Origin of the sequence: Psychrobacter aquimaris (assembly GCF_016107525.1) — a bacterium.
In the GTDB taxonomy this organism is placed as follows: domain Bacteria; phylum Pseudomonadota; class Gammaproteobacteria; order Pseudomonadales; family Moraxellaceae; genus Psychrobacter; species Psychrobacter aquimaris.
The window spans coordinates 20,024-43,328 of the sequence record NZ_JABASR010000008.1 but is presented as its reverse complement, the minus strand read 5'-3'; the positions used below and the strand labels follow the sequence as shown (position 1 = coordinate 43,328).

General features: G+C 42.2%; 15 protein-coding genes and 1 pseudogene. 9 read left to right on the top strand and 7 right to left on the bottom strand.

The window, feature by feature from the left end; translation table 11 throughout:
• The first annotated feature begins 66 nt into the window (after window positions 1–66).
• The 3 genes and pseudogenes from era (at window position 67) to JFC10_RS08500 (ending at window position 2,815) form a co-directional block, all read left to right on the top strand.
• On the top strand, window positions 67–1,119 hold the full coding sequence (era, locus tag JFC10_RS08510) for a GTPase Era (RefSeq protein ID WP_406947314.1): 1,053 nt from the start codon (window positions 67–69) through the stop codon (window positions 1,117–1,119).
• A gap of 56 nt (window positions 1,120–1,175) precedes the next feature.
• A complete protein-coding gene (gene recO, locus JFC10_RS08505) occupies window positions 1,176–1,952 on the top strand; it encodes a DNA repair protein RecO (protein ID WP_198332491.1) in 777 nt (258 codons plus the stop codon).
• Between the two features lie 188 nt (window positions 1,953–2,140).
• Window positions 2,141–2,815 (top strand): annotated as a pseudogene (locus JFC10_RS08500) (pyridoxine 5'-phosphate synthase).
• A 54-nt stretch (window positions 2,816–2,869) separates the two neighbouring features.
• Here the strand turns inward: JFC10_RS08500 and JFC10_RS08495 are convergent.
• Window positions 2,870–3,598, bottom strand: a complete 729-nt coding sequence (locus JFC10_RS08495; protein ID WP_227685790.1) for a GspH/FimT family pseudopilin — start codon at window positions 3,596–3,598, stop codon at window positions 2,870–2,872.
• A gap of 561 nt (window positions 3,599–4,159) precedes the next feature.
• Here JFC10_RS08495 and JFC10_RS08490 point away from each other — a divergent pair.
• The 3 genes from JFC10_RS08490 (at window position 4,160) to mscL (ending at window position 8,428) form a co-directional block, all read left to right on the top strand.
• Window positions 4,160–5,488, top strand: coding sequence for an OmpA family protein (locus JFC10_RS08490; RefSeq protein ID WP_198332490.1), 1,329 nt, complete (start codon window positions 4,160–4,162; stop codon window positions 5,486–5,488).
• A gap of 357 nt (window positions 5,489–5,845) precedes the next feature.
• The gene (gene typA, locus JFC10_RS08485; RefSeq protein WP_193013229.1) at window positions 5,846–7,696 is read left to right on the top strand and encodes a translational GTPase TypA; all 1,851 of its coding nucleotides are present in this window, start codon (window positions 5,846–5,848) and stop codon (window positions 7,694–7,696) included.
• A gap of 288 nt (window positions 7,697–7,984) precedes the next feature.
• Entirely contained in the window at window positions 7,985–8,428 is a 444-nt protein-coding gene (gene mscL / locus JFC10_RS08480; protein ID WP_198332489.1) for a large conductance mechanosensitive channel protein MscL, read from the top strand.
• Between the two features lie 125 nt (window positions 8,429–8,553).
• Here the strand turns inward: mscL and JFC10_RS08475 are convergent, their stop codons facing one another.
• From JFC10_RS08475 to cysM, 6 genes are all read right to left on the bottom strand, one after another.
• On the bottom strand, window positions 8,554–8,994 hold the full coding sequence (locus tag JFC10_RS08475; protein ID WP_198332488.1) for a hypothetical protein: 441 nt from the start codon (window positions 8,992–8,994) through the stop codon (window positions 8,554–8,556).
• A 332-nt stretch (window positions 8,995–9,326) separates the two neighbouring features.
• On the bottom strand, window positions 9,327–10,265 hold the full coding sequence (mutM, locus tag JFC10_RS08470) for a bifunctional DNA-formamidopyrimidine glycosylase/DNA-(apurinic or apyrimidinic site) lyase (RefSeq protein WP_198332487.1): 939 nt from the start codon (window positions 10,263–10,265) through the stop codon (window positions 9,327–9,329).
• A 53-nt stretch (window positions 10,266–10,318) separates the two neighbouring features.
• A complete protein-coding gene (locus JFC10_RS08465; RefSeq protein WP_198332486.1) occupies window positions 10,319–12,871 on the bottom strand; it encodes a RelA/SpoT family protein in 2,553 nt (850 codons plus the stop codon).
• A 384-nt stretch (window positions 12,872–13,255) separates the two neighbouring features.
• On the bottom strand, window positions 13,256–14,797 hold the full coding sequence (gene rlmD / locus JFC10_RS08460; protein ID WP_198332485.1) for a 23S rRNA (uracil(1939)-C(5))-methyltransferase RlmD: 1,542 nt from the start codon (window positions 14,795–14,797) through the stop codon (window positions 13,256–13,258).
• 88 nt (window positions 14,798–14,885) lie between these two features.
• Window positions 14,886–15,710: a 3'-5' exonuclease gene (locus tag JFC10_RS08455; protein ID WP_193013224.1), complete on the bottom strand. Its 825-nt coding sequence runs from the start codon at window positions 15,708–15,710 to the stop codon at window positions 14,886–14,888.
• A gap of 56 nt (window positions 15,711–15,766) precedes the next feature.
• Window positions 15,767–16,741: a cysteine synthase CysM gene (cysM, locus tag JFC10_RS08450; RefSeq protein WP_198332484.1), complete on the bottom strand. Its 975-nt coding sequence runs from the start codon at window positions 16,739–16,741 to the stop codon at window positions 15,767–15,769.
• 497 nt (window positions 16,742–17,238) lie between these two features.
• On the opposite strand from cysM, the gene JFC10_RS08445 reads away from it, so the two are divergent.
• The 3 genes from JFC10_RS08445 to JFC10_RS08435 all read left to right on the top strand — a co-directional run bounded on the left by JFC10_RS08445 (window position 17,239) and on the right by JFC10_RS08435 (window position 23,258).
• Window positions 17,239–20,772, top strand: a complete 3,534-nt coding sequence (locus JFC10_RS08445) for an ATP-binding protein (RefSeq protein ID WP_198332483.1) — start codon at window positions 17,239–17,241, stop codon at window positions 20,770–20,772.
• Between the two features lie 161 nt (window positions 20,773–20,933).
• Window positions 20,934–21,746 (top strand): crotonase/enoyl-CoA hydratase family protein, encoded by an 813-nt coding sequence (locus JFC10_RS08440; RefSeq protein WP_198332482.1) that lies wholly within the window; start codon window positions 20,934–20,936, stop codon window positions 21,744–21,746.
• A gap of 252 nt (window positions 21,747–21,998) precedes the next feature.
• A complete protein-coding gene (locus JFC10_RS08435) occupies window positions 21,999–23,258 on the top strand; it encodes a multidrug effflux MFS transporter (RefSeq protein WP_193013220.1) in 1,260 nt (419 codons plus the stop codon).
• Window positions 23,259–23,305: the final 47 nt, after the last annotated feature.

Here is a 23,305-nt window from a genome sequence, read left to right as displayed (position 1 = left end):
CTATAGGATTAACCTATGAGCAATCGTACTGATTTGCCATCCAATAATGAAGATAATGCCAAAGATATGACCGAAAACACAGAGTTGAATCAAAACCAAGATACTACTAATGAGGGTATCGATCAATCAGAAGATATTAGCGTAGACAACGATATGGCAATTGAAGAGTTCTTTGCCCCTAGCGGTCATGCAGATATTGCTGATGATTTTAAAGCGGGTTATGTCGCGATCGTTGGACGTCCAAACGTTGGCAAATCGACTTTGATGAATCACTTATTGGGTCAAAAGCTTTCTATTACGTCACGTAAGCCGCAAACGACTCGTCACCGTATCCACGGTATTTTGTCAAATCATGAGATGCAGGCGGTATTTGTTGACACGCCAGGTATTCATCGCAATGAAGTACGTGCTATTAACGAACGTATGAATAAAGCTGCGGTATCTGCCTTGGTAGATGTTGATTTGGTGTTATTTGTTGTTGATTCAGATCAATGGCGTGATGATGATTTGTTAGTGCTGCAAAAGCTTGGTGACACCAATTTAAATGTGGTATTGGTCATTAATAAATCTGATACCTTAAAGGATAAAGGCAGCGTGTTGCCACTGATTGAGACGTTTAATGACAGTTTTGATTTTGCTGACATCGTACCAGTATCGGCCTTAAAAAACCAAAACCTAGATCGTCTACAAGAAGTGATTGCTTCACACCTGCCTATTGCTGCCCCTATCTATGATACCGAGCAAATTACTGACCGCTCAGAAAGATTTTTGGCCAGTGAGATTATCCGTGAAAAAATCATGCGTAGCGCCGGTGACGAAGTGCCATATGACTTAACCGTACAGATTGATGCGTTTAAAGATGAGCCTGCGCACACTGACCCAAAAACTGGTCGTCCACGTAAAGCCTGTACTTTCATCGATGCGACTATTTATGTCGAACGTAGTGGTCAAAAAGCCATTGTGATTGGTGATAAGGGTCAGCGCATCAAACAAGTGGGTATGGATGCTCGTAAAGATATGGAACAACTTTTTGATAAAAAAATCATGCTAACGCTATGGGTGAAAGTCAAGCGCGGTTGGTCTGATGATGAACGTGCACTAACCAGCTTAGGATATTGATTAAAGAATAGCGCTTTAATCACTTTTCTATATGCTCGATGCTGAGGTAATAAGAAATGCGCAATGAAGCGTTAGTCGGTTATTTATTGCATCAGCGCCCTTATCAAGAAAAGCGCGCCTTATACTATCTGTTTTCTCAGCAACATGGCGTGATACATGGTATTGGGAAAAAAGGCGCTCCATTGTTCATGCCATTGCAGCTCTTTGCCACTGGTAAACGCGATTTAAAAACGTTTAGTCAGATTAATATTGCATCGCCACACACAACTCAAACAAGCATGGCAAAAGATGAAAGCATTGCGACTGTTTTAGACGCACTGCCTTACGGAAATATCACGGGTCAACATCAATACGCGGCGTTGTATTTAAATGAAATACTATGGCGGCTGTTATCGACTGAATATCCGATGCCGGTATTGTGGCTACATTATCAGGATAGTCTGCGTCAGCTTAGGCAGCCTTTGAGCGCCAACGAACTCCGTTTATGTTTGCGCCAATTTGAGCAGCATTTATTCAATGAGCTGGGTTTTACCTTAATGATGACTCACGATAGTATTGAAAACATCATTGAGCCAGATGGTTCTTATCATTTTTTACCTGATGTTGGTTTAATGCTTGTCTTGCAGAATGATACACAGACTGAGCGTTTAGAGAATGCTGTGGGGCAATGTTTTTTCAAAGGTACTGATGTTATTGAGATGGCACAGTTAGGGATCACTGATACAACTTTAAATAATTGGTCGAAAGTCCATCGACACCTTATTGACCATTTACTGGACTATCAACCGTTGCAAAGTCGCATACTATGGCAGCAGCAACAGCGTTACCAATAAATAATAGTGCTATCCTCAACGTGCTATAACTAGTTCGATTAGTATTGAGACTGTCTAAAGCTTTATCTTCATCTTCTGAGCACCGTTTATCAGTGAATTGGGTTTCTTTATCAAAAGAATTTCTTATGATCACTTCTTTATTACCTTCATCCAAAAATGCTTCGTAAAAACCTTTATTAGGTGTAAACATTGATCACGTGGCAACTTTGTGTCAATCGCGTGGGGTTAGTTATCCGAGCCCTTTAGCCGCCGCTCTTTGTTGCGAGAAGGCGGGAGCAGATGGTATTGCTATTCATTTACGCGAAGATCGTCGTCATATTCAAGACGCAGATGTTTATGAGATAGCAGGGCAGTTGACGACTAGAATGAATTTAGAGATCGCAGCCACGAATGAGATGCTGGCGATTGCTTGTGACGTCAAACCATTTTAGGTGTGCTTAGTACCTGAAAAACGAGCAGAGTTGACAACAGAAGGTGGCCTTGATGTCGCAAAGCAGATTACGTGGTTGACAGAATATATTGGCAAATTACAAGCGGCAGGCATAAAGGTTTCTTTATTCATTGACCCAGAAGAAAAGCAAATTGCTGCTGCTATAGAATGCGGCGCTGATGCTGTTGAGTTATATACAGGCGCTTATGCCGAGGCAAGCTTGGTAGCCAATATAGACATGCAAAATGCTGAGCTTAAACGAATCAAGCAAGCTGTTGCTACTGCTCAACGCAGTGATCACCAACTCTTAATTAACGCAGGTCATGGGCTGACACGTGATAATGTGAATGCAATCGCGCAAATTGAGGATGTTTATGAGTTGAATATTTGCCATGCACTCATTGCAGATGCTATATTTGTAGGACTCGAGTAGGCTGTTATTATGATGAAAGGTGTTATGCATCAAAGTGCTTAATCATTTAATTTTTTATTGTCCACAATCAGTAGGGTGGCTCTCATTAGGCTTATAAGTAACCTGACCACCTTGGCTGAACGAAATTTGATACATGGTATGATTGTAGGTAGAGGTCGGACAGTATTTTATATGGCCAAAATGTCCTCGTGGTTTACCGCTATCACCCCAAAATTTGATGTAGTGGCGTCGACTCCCAACTCGTAAACTTAGCTTACTGTATTTAGGGGTTAAAGACTGCCGAATGATCAATCGATCTATTTGTGCATCAAAGTGATTATTGTCATTTTTATCTATGAATAACAAAAGTGTCTTATCGCTGTCTCTATGGCAGCGCCCTCCAGTATCAGACAAGCAAACAATGACATTCTGTCTTCTGATATAACTCTCAGCTTTGGCTAAGGCAAGAGAAGTCTCTAACTGACTTTTAATACGTTTGGCTTCCATGCGTGCTAATTGCGTTCGTATAATTGGGGCGGCGATCGTCACTATAATCGCTAATACGCATACAGTGACGATAAGTTCAACCAGCGTGAAACCCTGCTTTCTACTGCTATTAAAAGTGCTTGTATCTATTGCGGTATTTGTATTGGTTGTGTTTTTATAAAAAATCACTATACATATCTGATGCAGATAAATAATCCATCTGCTTTGCACTAGTTTATGCTTATTTGAAGCAAACACCAATAACATAAATGCTGAGAGCATTTTATAGCTTGATGATATTTTATGCAGCAATGCCATGAGGCTTGTTACCTATAATAAGTAGTTCAGTTCAATAAAACAGTCTCACTTTTTTGAATGTTATTCAATGCAATGATTTTATAACAGTTGAGCCAATAGACTTTTAGAACCTAAAAATAATAATAGAATTTATGATGTATGAAATAATGTTGAGTGCTATAATATAAACAGAATATATGTCTACTGTCAAAAAATGTTTCAATTAGTGAATGACAGGTTTTAATAATAGAGAAAAAATACTAACTGTACTAAAATAAGCTCAGACAATAGATACTGTTAGGTTTACTATCTATTGTGAACTGACATACAAAAGATAAAAAGCGTAAGGTGTGTTAGTTCTAGGTAACTTAAGCTGGTTATTGTGTTTTAGTTACGACATTATCGTGTAATAATGTGTAGCTCGTTAACGAAAAAAGTTGTAAACTGAATTGATAATCGCTAAGCTACTCCTTAATTGGTTTTGCTTTGTCACTTAAAATTCGTAAAAGATGTCTATTTTAGAGCATCTTGAGAAGCGGTTTTGCTTAACGCATCACTAAAATTATCCTTTGGAGGAAGTCCATGAAATTGAATAAAATTGCTCTAGCTCTGGTTGCTGTAGCGGCTGCACCTTTAGCAGCTAATGCTGGCGTAACTATTAGCCCATTGTTACTAGGTTACCATTACACTGGCGAAGCTCATGACGAGCAACGCGAAATTCTTAAAACTGGTAAAAACTTGTACGTAAATGCTGATGGTAATAACATCGACGATGGTACTCCTTTTAATGGTGCTAATGGTCATCCTAATAATGGCGGCGTAGCTAAAGAAAGTAGCCTATACACTGGTGCTGCACTAGGTATTGAGTTAACTCCTTCTACTCAGTTCCAAGTAGAGTATGGTGTGTCAAGTGCAAACGGCGAAGCCTCTGAAGATTCTGCAAAAGCTGGTGTTAACCGCTTTGACGTAGAACAAACCATGCTTTCTGGTAACTTCTTAATTGGTACTGAAGAGTTTACTGGTTACACTGACAGTGCGTTCAAGCCATATGTGTTGGTTGGTGCTGGTCAGTCTAAGATCAAAGTAGAGAACCAAGAAAGAATTGCTGGTATAGTTAATGGTGAACAGGTAACTGTAGACGGAAATGATATTCCAGCTGGTACTGAAGTTGCAGAATCTAAAGATACCATTGGTAACCTTGGTTTAGGTGCTATGTATCGTATCAACGACGCTTTGAGCCTACGTGGTGAAGCTCGTGCGATTCATAACTTTGATAACAACTGGTGGGAAGGCATGGCTTTGGCCGGTCTAGAAGTTGTACTTGGTGGCCATTTAGCACCTACAGTAGCAGTACCACCAATGCAAGAGCCAGTTATCGACACTACTCCAGTAGTAGTAGTTGAATCTGATCTTGATTCTGATGGCGATGGCGTACCTGATAGCATCGATGCATGCCCAGGCACTCCAATGAATGTCGTTGTAGATGAGCGCGGTTGCCCAGTACCAGTAGATATTACTGATGAGCTAAAAATGGAACTACGTGTATTCTTTGATAACGATAAATCAACTATCAAAAACCAATACAAGCCAGAAATTGCTAAAGTAGCAGAGAAGATGCGTGAGTATCCTAACTCTACAGCACGTATCGAAGGTCATGCTTCTAAAACTGGTCCTTCAGCACTTTATAACCAACGTCTGTCTGAAGCTCGTGCTGTTGCAGTTAAATCTATGCTAACTAACGAATTCGGTATTGCTCCAAACCGTATCTCAACTGTTGGTTATGGTTATAACAACCCAATCGCTCCAAACGATACTGAAGAAGGTCGTGCTATGAACCGTCGTGTTTATGCCATCATCACTGGTGACAAAACAATGACTGTTGAACAAACTAAAGACATGGTTGTTCAGTAAGTAGTATTGAACCGATTATATTGTTAAATATATAGTTACAAAAAAAGTCACCTAATGGGTGGCTTTTTTTTATTTATGGATTGAGAAAGGCAAGTTATTACATAAATTTATGAAGCAATAATGTTATACTAGCTGCCCAAACATTCTGTAAATTGACAGAATGTACATTAGCATAGCTATCTGTATGATGAATTTATTAGTGTAGATAATTGATTGTATTGAAATTATTTGATTAACAGCACCTATTGTGCGGTCTTCTAAAAGTAAGTACTAAATATCTATCTGGTTGATGATAAAAGTTTATCCAGCGGCGCTTATTGCTACTGCATTTTTTTTAAGACGAAACGAGCATTTTATATGGCGAACGATATCAAACACCTGCGTAACATTGCAATTATTGCCCACGTTGATCACGGTAAAACGACTTTGGTTGATAAGTTATTACATCAGTCTGGTACCTTTGGCGACCGTGCAAACATTGCTGAACGTGCAATGGATTCAGGCGATATTGAGCAAGAACGTGGTATTACCATTTTGGCTAAAAATACAGCCATCCGCTGGACAGATAAGACTGATGATACTGAATATCGTATCAACATTGTTGACACCCCAGGTCACGCCGATTTTGGTGGTGAAGTTGAGCGTGTAATGTCTATGGTTGACTGCGTACTTCTAGTCGTTGATGCAGTTGATGGCCCAATGCCTCAAACTCGTTTTGTAACGCAAAAAGCGTTTGAGCAAGGTCTAAAGCCAATTGTTGTTATTAATAAAATTGACCGTCCTGGCTCACGTCCTGATTGGGTCATGGATCAAATCTTTGATCTTTTTGATAACTTAGGTGCAACTGATGAGCAGCTTGATTTCCCGGTTGTTTATGCTTCAGCATTGAATGGTATTGCAGGTCTAGAAGCTGACGACTTGGCTGATGATATGACGCCACTTTTCAAAACTATCGTTGATGTTGTTCAGCCTCCACAGGTTGATGCAGATGCGCCGTTCCGTATGCAAATATCTAGCCTTGATTACAATAGCTTCGTTGGTGTTATCGGTATTGGTCGTATTCAGCGTGGTAAAGTTAAAACAAACACTCAAGTGACTATAATCGACAAAAATGGCAATACCCGTAATGGTCGTATTTTGAAAATTATGGGTTATCATGGTCTTGATCGTATTGATGTTGAAGATGCACAGGCTGGTGACATCGTTTGTATTACTGGTATTGATGCGCTTAATATTTCAGATACGATTTGTGATCCTAGTGCTGTCGAAGCATTACCAGCATTAACGGTTGATGAACCTACCGTTTCAATGAACTTCCAAGTAAATAACTCACCTTTTGCTGGTCGTGATGGTAAGTTTGTGACCTCGCGTAATATCCGTGAGCGTCTTGAGCGTGAATTGATTCATAACGTAGCATTACGTGTAGAAGATACAGAATCTCCTGATAAATTTAAAGTATCAGGTCGCGGTGAGCTTCATCTATCTGTACTGATTGAGAACATGCGCCGCGAAGGTTTTGAGATGGGTGTTTCAGGCCCAGAAGTTATCGTTAAAGAAGTTGATGGTAAACTACAAGAGCCGTATGAAAACGTTGTCTTTGATATCGAAGATGAGCATCAGGGTTCTATCATGGAGCAGGTTGGCTTGCGTAAAGGCGAGATGACCAATATGGAGCTTGATGGTAAAGGTCGTATGCGTATCGAAGCGACTATGCCTGCCCGTGGCTTGATTGGTTTCCGTTCTGAGTTCTTAACATTGACCTCAGGAACTGGTATCATGACATCAAGCTTCTCACATTACGGTCCACAAAAGATCGGTGATGTTGGTGGTCGCTCGAATGGTGTCTTGGTTTCTATGGCGAAGGGTGTTTGCTTAGGTTTCGCACTGTTTAACCTGCAAAAACGCGGTAAATTATTTGCTGAGCCGCAGCTTGAAGTTTACGAAGGTATGATCGTTGGTCTTAACTCACGTAACGATGATATGGCTGTTAACCCAACGACTGCTAAGCAGTTAACCAACGTTCGTGCTAGTGGTACTGATGAAGCATTGACGTTGACTCCAGCAGTCAAGTTCACACTTGAGCAAGCGCTTGAATTCATTCAAGATGATGAATTGGTTGAAGTAACACCTAAGGCGATTCGTCTGCGTAAGCGTTACTTGACTGAAAGTGAGCGTAAGCGTCACGGCCGTGGTAAAAAAGGTGCTTAATATTGAGTCATAAGTTACTGAGTAATTTATTGGATTGATATTTCATAGAAGCATTTGATGCCGTTATCATTTAATGATTGGCATCAAGATAGCTAAAAAATTAGCAGTATAAAGTGAACTTAATATGGTTCACTTTATGCTGCTTTTTTTTTGTGTTGTAATTTTCAGAGAATACAGACAGAATAACCGATAGTAGTAGTGTTTTTTGCTATTCTTCTTAAGGCTCCAGATTAGGTCGACTGTTGAGATACTTATTTGATTATAGATTAGTATTTTGAGGAGAAAATAATGAGTATGGCTTCTGAGTTTAAAGAGTTTGCTTTAAAAGGTAATGTGATGGACTTAGCGGTCGGTGTCATTATCGGTGGGGCATTTGCGACTATCACAATGTCCTTGGTTGAAGATATTATTATGCCAATAGTTGCCTTCATAGCAGGTGGCGAAATCAATTTCAAAAATATGTTACTAGTGTTGGGTGATGTGCCTGAAGGTGTTGCAATGACATATGATGCACTCAAACAAGCGGGCGTTCCAGTATTGGCCTATGGTAGCTTTATTACTGTTCTTATTAATTTTCTGATTTTGGCTTTCATCATTTTTATGATGGTTAGAATGGTTAACAAAATGCGTCGTAAAGAAGAAGTGCAAGAGTTGGTAAAACAACCTTCAGAAGAGGTGCAATTGCTTCGTGAAATTAGTGCTAAGTTAAGCAATACCACTGTTTCAAAATAAAATATGATGATTTGATTGAAAAAACATAAAAAAGGCTAACACGACGTTAGCCTTTTTTATGGATAATTTATAAATGCATTGTCTTTAGCACAGTTGTATCATTTAACCAGCTGTTAATATAAAGACTAGGGCGTAACTACGACATAATCGTTAGTATTAATCAAAATCTCAGATGGTTGGTCAACGACAATACGGATCACATTATCATTAGTTACTTGTGATTTGTAATAGTTATCTTCAGCCACAGTACAACCTAAGCAACGTCCCATCGCGTCCCAAGGTTCAACAAAGAGTTTCTGCTGGGCCTGATCTGCGTTCCCACCGATAAGCGAGAAGGGTAGACTAACCAGATAGGCGGCAGTACCGGCAACGGCACTTACCAGTTGTAAAGGTTTACCCACCACCGTATCAACCACCATTGTCTCATAAGAGGGCCCAAAGTCGGTTTCATCAATTTCTATGGCTGCCAAGGCAGGCTGCATAGTAGCAGCCACTAAACTTAAGCTTGCAGCTATAGTAAAGGCTTTTTGCTTAACTGTACGTTGGGTTTTGGCTTTAACAGTCATAACGATGTCCTAAAATGCATAATTGGTATGATTATTGGCTGCTGCTATTTCCACACAGAGACAATTTCCCTATATAAACAATGCGGCAACGATAGTAAATGGGCTAAATATATTACAGCTATATAAACATTATGCACTATTTATGTAAGTGCTTATACTATTAAAGCAAGATGTGTGTCAATAAGCAACAAAAATGGCGTAAGACGTAACGATATCAGTGGGAAATAATAGGAAGCCGAATCAGGAGAATTTTGCTGCTATATTATACGACCTAATATCTAAGTTATTGTAGTAGCTAAGGCGAAACAGATAGCAACAGTTCAAAATAATATTTAAGCGATTGGCTGACAGTTGGGGCAGAACACACTGGCGCGACCATTAAGTTTGATATTCTCAAGCACAGTATCACAATGCGGACAAGCATCCCCTTGTCTACCATAAACGTTTAATGTCTGCTGGAAGTAACCAGTTTGACCATCTGCTACGGTGAAGTCTCGTAGTGTCGAACCACCAAGCGCTATCGCCTTTTGTAAAATAACTTTAATATGATCAACCAAAACAATCATCTGAGCACGGGATAGTTGATGAGCAGGGGTGGCTGGATGAATACCTGATAAATATAGGCTTTCTGTCGCGTAGATATTACCAACACCCACGACGACTTGCTGTTCCATGATGACTGATTTTATAGCGCGCGCAATGGGCTGCTTCTTGGATTTGGCTTTGCTGATGGCTATGGTTTCAGCATTGAGATCAAGCAGATCTGTCCGTTGAATCAATTGATATAGGTAGTCTGCGGTAAATTTATTTGATAATGGCTCAGGACCTAAGTGATCTAATAGCTTAGCACCATAATCCTTGTGCCATAATACTGATCCAAAACGTCTTGGGTCATAGTAATGTAGCTGGGATTTTGTGTTATTAGCGCCCTTGAAAACGATTATTAGATGATCATGCTTGCGCTTTTCAGTACCGTAGCTGTGCTGTTGTAGGCTGCCTGACATGCCTAAGTGAACCAAAAGTTGACGCGGTACTAACGTATCAGTTTGAACAGCAGTGCTACCATCATTTGGTAATGAAGGTAAAAAGTTGAGAACCAAATATTTTGCGCGGCGCTCAACGCTATCTAGTGTGTAATCAATCAAGCTATCTAAGTCATCTGGCATCACCCAGCGCAGCTTTGGTTGATAAACTTTTATATCGATAATTTGTTGCCCTAATAATGGTGTAAGGCTAGTCTTAGTTGTTTCTACTTCAGGCAGTTCAGGCATGATGTTTTTATAATAACCTTATGATTCAATGAATGGACTTTGTGGTTGTATATTTAAGCAACAGCGCGACGAGCATGCAAGATTCCATGCTGTTGCTCTAGTTTAGCCAAGAGCTTAGACAGATGTGCCAATCCTGAAACTTCAATATGGAACTTTAAAAAGGCGATGTTATCATCATTGCTGAGCGTCTCAACTTGGCGGATATTGACATTTTCTTTGTCAATGATTTGTGTCAAATCACGCAATAGTCCACGTCTATCATACGCCTCTACATGAATGTCAACTGGTTGATAGCGTCCAGCTTGTACCCGCCAAGCAGCCTCTATTTCGCGTTCAGGATCACGCTCGATCAAGCGTAAGTATTCAGGGCAACCACGATTATGGACACTGACACCTCGTGATAAGGTGATGTAACCCGCAATCGGCTCACCATGTACAGGGTGGCAACAGCCTGCTAAATTGATTTCTATATTGTCCAGCCCATCAATACGAATTTTATAAGCATCAAGTTTGCCTATACCTCTGGTATCTACGCTCGGCACAAAATCTTCTGGCGGTTTCTCAGGCTCTAAATGTAGCTGCCGAGAAATATGACTGGTGAGCTGATTAAGACCAATATCACCTGTGACCAAACCGACGATAATATCATCAGTATTATTGACGTGGAAATGCTGAGTATAGTCGTTTAAATCGATGCTATTAGGATGTACCGATAATCGCTCAAGCTCTTTACTGAGCATTTGACGACCAATCTCAATATTCTTGTCGCGGTCTTGCTTGTTAAACCATTGACGCAGTTTTGAGCGTGCACGGTTGGTATGGATATAACCCAGTGAAGCGACCAGCCAATCACGGTTAGGCTCACGTGATGCTTTGGTAATTATTTCGACTTGTTCGCCCGTTTTGAGCTGATAGGTTAATGGTACATAGCGCTGATTGACTCGCGCCGCTTGGGCACGATTACCAACTTGTGTATGTACGTAATAAGCAAAATCAAGAACCGTTGCGCCTTTTGGCAATTCAGTAATATCACCATCACGGCTGAAGATATAGATGCGTTCAAGCTCATCAAAATCAACAAGTTGCTCTTCTTCATCAAGCCCCATCTCATCTAGCTCTTCGCCTGTTAATAAAGACGAACGTGGCTGATTGCGTGTTTCATTATTGATCGATAATAGCTGACGCAGCGAGCTGATTCTTTGATTCAGATAATTGTCTTTTTTATTCTTCAGACCTTCTTTATAGTTGACATGGGCACACATGCCGAGCTCAGCCTCAAAGTGCATTTCATGCGTGCGAATTTGCACTTCAAGTGACTTGTTTTCAGCAATCACTGCAGTGTGTAGTGAGCGATAACCATTGGATTTAGGATTGGTAATGTAGTCATCGAATTGTTCAGGGATATAACGCCACAATCCATGTACCAATCCGAGCACGTGGTAACAGTCTGAAGGATTGGTGACCAATACCCGCAGTGCACGAATGTCATAAAGCTGATCAAATGATAAGCCTTTGAGCTTCATTTTCCGATAGATAGAATAGATATGTTTGACGCGTCCAGAGACTTCGCCTTCGATGCTAGCCTCTGCTAATGCTTCATTGAGCTTATCTTGTACGCGCTGAATATAGGACTCACGTTCGCTGCGTTTTTCGGAGAGCAGTTTGGCAATCTCTTTATAGCGTTCAGGCGCAAGGTAGCGAAAGGCTAAGTCTTCTAGCTCCCATTTAAGTTGCGCGATGCCCAAGCGATGCGCTAGCGGGGCATAAATAGTCATGACTTCACGCGCCACGCGATTCTGCCGCTCTTCATTAGAAAAGGTCAATTCGCGCATGGCAAAGGTACGCTCAGCCAATTTGATAAGCACGACGCGCACATCATTGGTGACGGAAATTAGCATGCTATAAATATTAGATAGCTGGTCGCGCTGGTTGTTTACGAAGTGATCTTCTAGACGCTTATTGCTTTCAATAATCTCAGACAGCTTACCCATTGCTAAGGTATCTTTGACTAAAGTCGATATGTCTACACCGAATTTTTTTTCAATATCAGCAAGGCTTATGATTGATTTTCGCGCACTGCGATAGAGCATCGCAGCCACAAGGGCATCTTCATCTTGGTAAAGATAGGTCAATATGTCTGTCATGCCAATACCAGTGACATATGCACCTGAGCGCTCAGATTCGCTGGTATTCATATGATTGCGAATGAATTCACAAGCAGCACTCAAATTGGGTACAGATTCTTGTCCGATACGCTTGGCGACGTTGTCTAACCAAGTGGGAACGTCGATGTTGACTTGATCTAGATCAATCGCTTCCAGCTCTTTGTCTGCGAGAGCGTTGTTTTTATCTAAAAGTGGGTTATCAGAATACTCATTCTCAAGCTTTGGATCATGACTATGAAAAGCATGCAGAGCTGAGCGATCAAAAGTGGTGTGTAGCTTATGAGTGGACAGCTGGTATTTAATATCGAGGGGGATTTGGGCATAGCTATTGGCAGACTGGTGCGAGCGTTGGCTCGCGACCAGTTGAGCGGCAAGTGCTGCACTATCGGCTTGCGTGGTCTGTCCATCCACCAGCGGTAATCCTTCACGAATTTTTACCATAGCCGACTCCTCTTAGCTATTTTGAATTGATTATAACCTCATCTACTATGCACACACGTTGAACTTACGATTCATAAAGTGTCAGCTATAAACCAATACAACTGCTAAAAAATCTGTTTTTTAGCAGTTATAAAATGCGCATAAAATATATAAAGCTATGAGTGCAAACGCCCACCAGGTTTGGAGTAAACCAGCCTGGGAAGATTGTTTGTTATTATCTCATTTTGAGGTAACAAATCAAGCGAGGCTATGTAATGTCTGCGGTTAATCAGGATAAATAGCCATCATTTGTTGTCACTGATTGATTCAAATGGTATATCAGTGCTGGTGACTTCTATGATGGCTATGTAATATTCTGAACCGCTGATGTGAGGGAAAATAGAATCAAACCGCTACTTTTTCAAAACGAGCGATGGACTCAACATGACCAGTATGACAGAACATATCCATTACCCCAGCATCAGTCAGACGATAGCCTTGCTCTAGCAATGCTTTTGTATCGCGGGCGAGGGTTGCAGGGTTGCAAGAGACGTAAACAATTCTCTCAGCATTAAATTTCGGCAAATACTGCATAATTTCCCAAGCACCAGAACGCGGTGGATCGATCAATAGCGCATCAAAGCCTTGATTGGCCCAAGGTTTATCGGTACAGTCTTGCGTCAAATCTTGGCTATAAAATTCTGTATTATTGATGCCATTGCGACGTGCGTTATCGGCTGCACGTGCTGTCATCGCTTCGCTGCCTTCAACACCGACCACAGAACCCGTCTCACCAACGAGACGCGCGAGTGGCAAGCTAAAGTTACCCAAACCGCTGAATAAATCCAGTACACGTTCGCCCGCTTTTAAGTCTAATAAATCGCAAGCAAGCTTGGTCATTTGACGATTCACAGATAGATTAACTTGGGTAAAGTCAGTAGGGATAAACTCAAACGTCAAATCATACTCTGGCAGTTGATAATACAAACGACCAAATTGCTCGCTTAGATCATCAGCATCTGTTAGTGCAATACGCTGGATGCTATCAGCGCCTTTCGACTGTAGATATAGTTGCCAATTACGCGCCGCAAAAAATACTTTTAATTTGTCTATATCAGCATCTGACAGCGGTTCTAAGTTGCGCACGATAAGGGCAACGGGCTGATTACCATCTGGCAGCTCAGGTATTTCCTCACCCATGGCCAACTCAAGCTGGGCAATCTTGTTACGGCTCTCTAACGTACTAATCAATGTTTTTAAGTTTTCAATCTCAAAACCAATACGTGGGTCTAATATATGACACTCATTTAGCTCTGCCAAAAAGTTACTTGAGCGCTCACGAAATCCAACAAGCGCGGTTTCTTTTTTGACGACATAACGTACGCCCAATCGTGCTTTGGTACGATAACCAAGACGATCACCAACCACTGGCGCAAGCCAGTTATCAGGCGCGACATTGGCTTGATGCATCAACATCTCGGCCAGTACGGACTGCTTAAAGTTTATTTGTGCCTCTGGCTGCCAGTGCTGCAAGTTGCAGCCGCCGCAGACGCCAAAATGTGGGCAAGGCGGCACAGCACGTTCAGGATTTGGATTGGCAGTGATGCTGATTGCATCGCCTTCCTCAAAACTGGCACGGCTATTGGTTATTTTGACCAATGCGCTTTCACCTGGCAAAGCAAAACTGACAAAGACTGTTTTGCCATGCTTGTCTTCAGCGTGGCCATCATCAACCCCAAAACCATTGCCATAGATGGCAACACCGCGACCATCATGCGACAATCTATCAACGGTAAAAGGAATCGGCTCTGCATCTTTCAAACGGCGACGCGTTTTTGATGACGGCTTAGATTTTTTCTTATTAGGCGGAATAGTAATCGTTTGGGTATCGCTCGTCGGTGGTGTAACATCAGAGGTTATAGACGTTTTTGAATCGGTGGGTTGCATAAACCTGCCTTAATAATAAATGATAAATAACTAAAAAAATGAGGATAAACGCGATGTCTTATAACGCGCCTTCTTATAACTTCATTTGTTATGATGTGGGTGCAGATGACCAATCAGCGATGAAGTCTTGATGACGAGCATGACCATCCGCTTGGGTATATTTTACCAAATAGTCGTAGCTCTGCTGCTGCCAAGCGTCAAAGCCTTGTGAAGATAACTGTCCTGTCAGACGTAACCAGCGCAAATAGATGAGCCATGTATTCATGACGTCAGACTCGCAATATATCGATAACGTTTGCCAGTCATTAGTACTGACGAGCTCACCAACCATGCTACCGTCGACGGCTGTTTTACCCGGCAGACCATATAAGCTTGCCACTACGTCCATGGCTTCGCGGCGGCTGGCACCGTACTGGCTAAATCTGTCCATCAAATCAAGGTGACGCGTGTGGAAGCGATTGACGTAATTATCAAAACGCATGTTTTTGATGCGCTCGCCTTCTTCAAATAACCATGGCGCTGATAAATCGTATTGCATAGCGCGATATATCAGTACGGGAATATCAAAACCTGAGCCATTCCAACTAATAAGCTGTGGCAGTTTTTCAAGATCACTAAATGCTCGAAAAAATTTGGCAAGAATGTCTTTTTCACTAAATTTATCAGCGGTCAATGAGAACAGCGACAACTTGCCATCTTTGATATATAAAGCTGAGATACAGACGATACGCTGCAGTGGCAAGCGCATAAAGTCATGCCCAGCTTCTTGTATTCGAAGCGCTGTGAGTGCGCTCAATGCATCTGCATCATTCAAATCTGCCAATTGCGGGTAGATACGGCGCGCCGCATCCGTATCAGCGACAGTTTCGATATCAAAGACCAATATAGGGTCGGATGGTAGAGCTTGTGACATAAGAAATCCTGATTAAATCAACTAAACTGAGCAGCGTTGTCTGTGCGTTAATTAATTTATGTGCGGTTATCGACATTACTGTCGTCAATATTGTTGTCGTTAATATTGTATAAACCCGTCGACAAATAACGATCGCCGCGATCACAAACAATAAAGGCGATGACAGCATCAGGATTTTCTTTAGCGACTTGTACGGCAGCCCATGCTGCGGCACCTGATGAAACCCCCGCGAAAATACCTTCGGTCTTGGCCAGTTTGCGCATATAAACTTCTGCGATACGCTGATCCACATCCATGACTTCATCAACCAAATCTGCGTTAAAGATACCTGGCATGTAAGCCGCAGGCCAGCGACGAATGCCAGCAATCGAAGCTTCTTCATCAGGTTGTAGTCCGATGATTTTGATATCTGGATTTTGTTCTTTAAGGTATTGCGATACACCGGTAATGGTACCAGTGGTGCCCATTGAGCTAATAAAATGAGTGATTTTACCTTCGGTTTGCGCCCACAGTTCAGGCCCTGTGGTCAGGTAATGGGCTTGACTATTATCAGGGTTATTAAACTGATCCAATACGATGCCTTTGCCATTTGCTTGCATTTGCAGCGCCAAATCACGTGCTGCTTCCATGCCTTCATCAACCTCAATTAACGTCGCACCATAAGCAATCATGGCATCTTTGCGCTCTTGAGTTGAATTGGTTGGCATCAGCAGCGTTATCGGATAGCCACGCATCGCCGCGACCATGGCTAAAGCGATACCAGTGTTGCCACTCGTGGCTTCAATCAACATGTCACCAGCCTTGATGTCACCGCGCTGTTCTGCTTGATAGATCATATTAAAAGCAGGACGATCTTTAACAGAACCCGCTGGATTGTTACCTTCAAGCTTGGCCAGTAATACAGCACCATTGGTCAGTTGCTCTTGCTCAGGTAAGCGCTGTAATTTAACCAATGGCGTCTGACCGACGCAATCAGCAAGTTTGGTGACTTGAGTAATGAAATTAGGGTTGGAGATAGCCGTTGCGGACATAAAGTATCCTTGTTAATTTTTAAAATTGATTTTTAAATAACCGTTTATTTTTAATTGTCATTGTGGTTTTTGAATAAATATTTTGATACGGCTACCATCGAGTTAATTGGATGATCTAGTCGTTAATGGTATTTCTGTCGCTTTAACCAAATAGCAATAAATGAAAAGTTGCGTCATTATATCATTTTGTTTTTGGCTACGCTGAAGGCATCAAGAGATTTTGGTAAATGAGTGGTGTTTAAAAAGGGTTGGATAGTTAAAATGCTTTTGCGCCATAGCCATTCACCATAATTAATGAAATGCGTTATAGTTATGGCAATATATAGGTACGGCAATAATAAGTAACCACGAAATTTTATCATGAGTGGGCAGTTATCATTTTTGAGATCAGGATAGCTTTAAAATGAGAATAGCCCCCAAAAATTTTATTATTGGCTAAAACCGCTTACCGCCGCTATTGATTCATAGTGCAATTTTCTGTAGAGAGTAAAGCTAGTATGGCATACAAAAAACGTTTTGATACCAGCAGTGCGTATGGCCAGTTGATTATATTGGTGTTTTTACCCATTTGTATCTTGGCAGCGGTGGGCGGTATTTTGGTCTTTTACGAAACCATGCGTGCCAGCAATTCAGAACAAGAAGTATTGGCGGAGGCGGTGCTGATTCGTTATACCCCAGCGATTGCAGAGCTAATCCCTGAGCTGTTAGCGCAAGAGCGTCAGCAAGCAGACGGCGAACCCAATGCGGATAGCGAAGTCAGTGCCGATGATGCCACTCAAACGACCATCACGAAGCTTGAGGAAATCCAAGATAAGCTGGGTCGTATGCAGTCTGAGCAACATGTACAGCGTATTGCGATCATCAATGAAAGCAATCAAGTTCTCGCCGCAGTCGGTTATGGACTGAATGAAGCATGGCCTGCAATAGACACAAAAGAGAAGTTTTTATCGCAGCAACCAACACCTATTGGAACTGCTTATGGCAGTGTGTTAGGGGAGTTTGAAGGACAAAAACTGTGGCTGGTCGTCGATATGGACAACGAACCACTCTATATAGCCCGCTATCGTATCGCCATGGCGTTAGTGATTACCGGCTTGTTCACCATTTTGATTTTATTGCTGAGTTTAAATATTTATTCAAAGCGCTGGATAGCACCAATTTACGAGCTGCGTTTGCAGTTGCAGCGCACCCATGTCGACAATCTGTATCAGCCTATTCCCGTTGAGTCAGATGGTGAGCTGAACTTATTACAGCAAGATTTGGTCAAAACGCTACGCCGCCTGCATAGAAGCTTTCAGGAATTAAAAGACCATGCCGAGCAAACCGAGGATGATTTGCGCCTCGCGTTTGATGAGATGGAAATGCAAAACATCTCTATTCGTAATGCGCGTGATGCGGCAATCTCAACCAGTCAAGCTAAATCTGCATTTTTGGCCAATATCAGCCACGAGCTACGCACGCCATTAAACAGTATCGATGGCTTTATCAATTTGCTGGCAAGGCATGGTGAATTAAATCCCGAACAAGATTTGTACGTGCAAACCATACGTAAGTCATCGGCACATTTGCTCGCCTTGGTTAATGATGTTTTGGATTTCTCCAAGATTGAAGCAGGCAAGCTGGTACTCGATCGTCATGAGTTTGACCTTTATGACACCATTTATGATGTGGTCGATATGCTTTCGCCCGTATCCGCAGAAAAAGGTCTGCGCATGGCGGTGCTGTTTTATAATGACGTGCCGATGCGCATCAATGGCGATGCCCTGCGCCTCAAGCAAGTATTGACCAATATCGTGGGCAATGCGATTAAATTTACCGATAGTGGCGATGTGGTGGTGCGCGTCAGCTTGGATGATCATCGTGATAATTATCTCATGATTAGTGTGCAAGACAGCGGTAAGGGCATCTCTTTGGCCGATCAAAAGATGCTGTTCCAAAGCTTTAGCCAAGGTGACCCTTCAATCACTCGTCAGTATGGCGGCACAGGGTTAGGTCTGGTTATATCCAAGCAATTAACGCGGCTGATGGGCGGTGATATTGGCTTTCATGATAATGCTCAAGAGAATATTGCCAATCAGGGCGCGACGTTTTGGTTTCGGATGCCAGCGCATGTCGATGTGTTAGAAGCCGCTACTGGCCAGACAATTGAGCTTCCAGTCTTGGCTCCGCTGGCGAGTGAGACCGATGAGTTTAATGTATTGGTATGGATCAATCATACCGCCTCTATCCAAGTGCTCAAAGCCAGCTTGCAATATCTGCCGATTAAATTGACCCAAGCCAACTCCTTACCAGGCGTACTTGAGTCATTAAAAGAGCGTGGCAACTATTGGGATTGGGTCATCGTCGATGATGACACACAAGACGATATGATGGCATTACTCAAACAGATTCGTCTGCATTATCAAGGTAAGCTTGCGGTATTTGGCTATCAAGTTGCCGCCGATCAAGCATTATTAAATCGTTATCATGCCAATATTTTGTATGAGCCTTTAGACAAAAGACAGCTCTATGCCATGCTCGACACCCAAAATCGTAGTACCACAAAAAGTGTGCAAGAACCACGCTGGAAAGGGGTAACAGTACTGGCAGTAGACGATCATCTGCCCAATCTGTTGGTGCTCGATGCATTGCTTAGTGAGCTTGGTATTCAGGTCATCACAGCGAGTAGTGGGTTTGAGGCAATAGAAATTATCAGCAAACAACAAACCAAAAATATTAAAACCACGAAAAATGATAAGCAAAGTCTTTCGAATAAAACGCAAATCTCTAAAGCTGAAACACGCGATGAGGTGAACAAAAAATCAAGTAGTGCGCTTTATGAAGAGGTGAATTCTGAGGATAAGGTCGCTATTCAGGATAAAGATCATATTGATCTAATATTCATGGACATCCAAATGCCGCGTATGTCAGGGCATGAAGCCGCAAGACAAATTCGCAATATTGAAAATGATGATAGCCGTATCCCGATTATTGCGTTGACTGCACATGGTTTGGCTGATGAGCGAGACAAACTGATAGCCAGTGGCATTAATGACTATGTGGGTAAGCCCATTAGCCAGCCTCAGTTATTACAAGTGCTTCAAAAATGGCTTGGACGCACGACGACAATGCCGCAGTTAACAGCGTTGCCTGATACCAATCTGCATAGTACTGATGTGCAGACCTTCGATTTATCAAACGAGAATTCACATTCTACCGATTTACAGAATAGGGAGACTGAAACGTATTCAACGTGGCCATCGGACTCTACAACCATTGCCTATCCTATGGTGAAAGGTGATGAAAATAATCGTTATAGCGGCTCAGATGGGGTCAATGAGCAAAAAATAACTCGTCCTTTATCATTGAAAAAAATTCGTGATAATTACTTGCGAGACAGTCAACCCCGCGAAGACTATAGACGCGAAACACCGCGCGAAACCCAGCCACGCTATGAGAGCTTGCGCTTACACAAACAAGGACAAACGCCACTATTAAATCCATCGGAAAAATCGATAAACAGTGCTCACGATGGAGTGGCAATGCCTACAGATTCCAACACATATGAGCAAGAAACAAAGAATTGGGAAAGCAGTCACCACCATCTAAGCCATAATTATTTAGGGGTTAATGAAGGTGATGGGTTTGCTATTTTAGACTGGCAAGACGCGCTGACCCGCTCAGCGAATAAGCCTGACTTGGCAGCCAAGCTTATCATTATGATGCTTGATACTATCAATGATGAAAAGCAGGCACTGACGCAAGCGTGGGATGCCCGTGATCGCAGTATGCTGGCGCAAATTGCCCATCGTATATTAGGCGGCAGTCGTTATACGGGTGTGCCGCAATTACGTCAAGCCAGTCAAGACCTAGAAGATAAATGCTTGCTGAATGTCCAGCACACCACACCTGCGCAGTTTGCCATGCTTGAGCCATATTATGCCGCATTAATAACAGCGTTAAATAATTTGCAGGCGCTAGATTTGTCAGCCTATCCTCAGCTCAATTACCATCGTTTGAGTGAAAATGATATGACATGGAAAATGATTTAGAACTGATGATTTTATGATATTAAGGGTTAATCGAATCGTTGCAGTCAGTTATTGATGAGGTAGCGTCGTAATAAGGCTGCTAATATTGTTGCTATCAGCTTTAGAAGTATTGGCATCATACTTAGGTGCCATTTCTATTTTATTCATCAATAAGGATTGTTATGAACGCGATTGCCACTTACCGATATGAAACCTTACAAGTTAGTATGACCGACAATATACTCACGGTGACGTTGAATCGCCCACACAAAAAAAATGCTATGAGCTTTAAAGTCGTGAATGAGTTGATTGCCGTTGCAGAACGCATTGGTAAAGACAAAACGATACGTGCGGTGATTCTCAATGGCGCTGAAGGCACGTTTTGTGCAGGCATTGACTTGGGTGATTTGAATCATCCAAAAAATCAAGCGTTCGCCGTTTGGGAGCTGGTAAAGCCATGGCAGAGCTCATTCCAGCGTGTTTGTCTGGTGTGGCGCGATGTGCCTGTACCGGTCATTGCCGTATTAGAAGGCTATTGTATCGGTGCAGGGCTCCAGCTAGCACTGGCTTGCGATGTGCGCATCAGTCATCCAGATTGCAAATTGTCTATTATGGAAGCTAAATGGGGGTTAGTACCAGACATGGGTCTGACGCAATCGGCGTTTGGCGTGGTACGTGAAGATGTCCTGAAAGAACTTGCCATGAGTGCGCGTATCGTTGCGGCCAGTGAAGGCAAAGTATTGGGGCTCGTCAGCCATTGTAGTGAAACGCCACTTGAGCAGGCACAACAGCTCGCTGCCGAATTTGCAGAGCGCTCTCCTGATGCGGTGTTGGCGAGTAAGCGTGTTGTCAACGCTATGTTCCAACAGCCAGCTACTACTTTATATAAAGAAAAAGTTTGGCAGCTTAAAATGATGCTTGGTCGTAATCGCAAGCTTGCACTGAGAAAAGCCAAGCAGGCCAGTACTGTGTTTGGCAAGCGGCAATTCCGTTAACAGATTTTGGATTCAAAATTTTTAGGCATATTTTGATATATTGGTTTGATTGTTGTTGGGGTTTGTTTTGTTAATTTCATGTTTCTATTGAAATAAGAGCGGATAGTGCGATATAACACTGTCCGCTTGCATAGATACATGTAGAAGTGCACTATTGTCGTTAATAGTCGTTGTTTTTAGCATAGAAGAAACGTCAAGAATAAAGATAGTATGAATAATAAAATAATAATCCCTATATAAAATGGTCTAAATATGTCTGCTCCAAAATCTTCCCTACCCAATAAACCTATTGCTTCTGAGCGAGTACGCTCTGCTGATTTGCCTGTTGCATGGATTATGATGCTTGGACTTATCGTAGCGGTAGGGCCGCTATCCATCGATATGTATTTGCCAGCGTTACCCTCCATGGCTGATGACTTTGGCGTATCCACAGCCTTTATGGCCAACTCTGTTCCTGCCTATTTTTTAGGCTTGGTATTTGGTCAGCTGTTCTATGGCCCTTTTAGTGATCGCGTTGGTCGTGTTAAGCCTTTGTATATTGGTATGACGCTATATGTCATCGCCTCAATTGTTTGTGCGACCACTGATAACGAATATGTATTATTTGTTGGGCGTACCATGCAAGCACTAGGCGCTTGTGTGGGCGCGGTGGTCACCCGTGCCGCAATTCGTGATCGATTGACTGCCAAACAAACCGCAAAAGCATTTTCTATTATGATTTTGGTGATGGGCTTAGCACCAATATTAGCGCCATCGCTTGGTGCGCTATTTCTACAGTTTTTTAGCTGGCACTCCATTTTTTGGTTTTTGGCAGCCTTTGGTACGCTCAATTTATTGCTGACTAAGTTTTTCTTCTTTGAAACATTAACGGAAGAGAATCGCAATGTGCGCCCTGCTAAAGAAGTCCTTAGCCAGTACTGGGATTTATTGAAAGATCCAACCTTTAATTATCCAGCGATTGGTGGTGGTCTATTGATGGGAGCAATGTTTGTCTATATCAGCTCGGCCTCTGAGCTGATTATGGATACTTATGGCGTCTCAGCGACCCATTTTGGTTGGCTGTTTGGGATGAATGCTGCTGGTTTTGTGGCTCTAACTCAGCTGAACCAGTGGCTGACCAATCGCTTTCGTATTTTGAGTATTTTACGCTTTGGTGCGATGATGCAGGTTATTTCTGCAGGCGTGCTATTTATAATAGGTCTATTTTTGGGTACTGATGCTTGGTTGCCATTGGTACTCGCCTGTATTTTCTTCTGTATCGCAGGCTTAGGTCTAACCCAGCCAAATGCTTCTGCTATTGCGCTCGCTTTTCAAAAGCGCCGAGCTGGTATGGCAAGTGCGCTACAAGGCTCGCTCATGTTTTCAGTCGGTATCTTTGGTGGGTTGTTATTAAACCTATTTCCAGTTAATCCTGTGCTCAAAATTGGTATTGCCATGTTTGCACTGATGAGTCTTGGTTCCTTTTTAGTCTGGCAGATAGATCGTAATTTGAATCTTGATGATGCGGAATAAGCTAGAAGCTTAACTAACCTTTTACTGATTTTAAAAAGCATTTATAC

Excerpts from the sequence above, each read along its gene's own strand:
- mscL (WP_198332489.1), top strand. The coding sequence starts at position 7,985 with ATGAGTATGGCTTCTGAGTTTAAAGAGTTTGCTTTAAAAGGTAATGTG.
- rlmD (WP_198332485.1), bottom strand. The coding sequence starts at position 14,797 with ATGCAACCCACCGATTCAAAAACGTCTATAACCTCTGATGTTACACCA.
- JFC10_RS08435 (WP_193013220.1), top strand. The coding sequence starts at position 21,999 with ATGTCTGCTCCAAAATCTTCCCTACCCAATAAACCTATTGCTTCTGAG.
- JFC10_RS08445 (WP_198332483.1), top strand. The coding sequence starts at position 17,239 with ATGGCATACAAAAAACGTTTTGATACCAGCAGTGCGTATGGCCAGTTG.
- typA (WP_193013229.1), top strand. The coding sequence starts at position 5,846 with ATGGCGAACGATATCAAACACCTGCGTAACATTGCAATTATTGCCCAC.
- JFC10_RS08475 (WP_198332488.1), bottom strand. The coding sequence starts at position 8,994 with ATGACTGTTAAAGCCAAAACCCAACGTACAGTTAAGCAAAAAGCCTTT.
- cysM (WP_198332484.1), bottom strand. The coding sequence starts at position 16,741 with ATGTCCGCAACGGCTATCTCCAACCCTAATTTCATTACTCAAGTCACC.
- mutM (WP_198332487.1), bottom strand. The coding sequence starts at position 10,265 with ATGCCTGAACTGCCTGAAGTAGAAACAACTAAGACTAGCCTTACACCA.
- JFC10_RS08490 (WP_198332490.1), top strand. The coding sequence starts at position 4,160 with ATGAAATTGAATAAAATTGCTCTAGCTCTGGTTGCTGTAGCGGCTGCA.
- JFC10_RS08440 (WP_198332482.1), top strand. The coding sequence starts at position 20,934 with ATGAACGCGATTGCCACTTACCGATATGAAACCTTACAAGTTAGTATG.
- JFC10_RS08465 (WP_198332486.1), bottom strand. The coding sequence starts at position 12,871 with ATGGTAAAAATTCGTGAAGGATTACCGCTGGTGGATGGACAGACCACG.
- JFC10_RS08455 (WP_193013224.1), bottom strand. The coding sequence starts at position 15,710 with ATGTCACAAGCTCTACCATCCGACCCTATATTGGTCTTTGATATCGAA.
- recO (WP_198332491.1), top strand. The coding sequence starts at position 1,176 with ATGCGCAATGAAGCGTTAGTCGGTTATTTATTGCATCAGCGCCCTTAT.
- era (WP_406947314.1), top strand. The coding sequence starts at position 67 with ATGACCGAAAACACAGAGTTGAATCAAAACCAAGATACTACTAATGAG.
- JFC10_RS08495 (WP_227685790.1), bottom strand. The coding sequence starts at position 3,598 with ATGGCATTGCTGCATAAAATATCATCAAGCTATAAAATGCTCTCAGCA.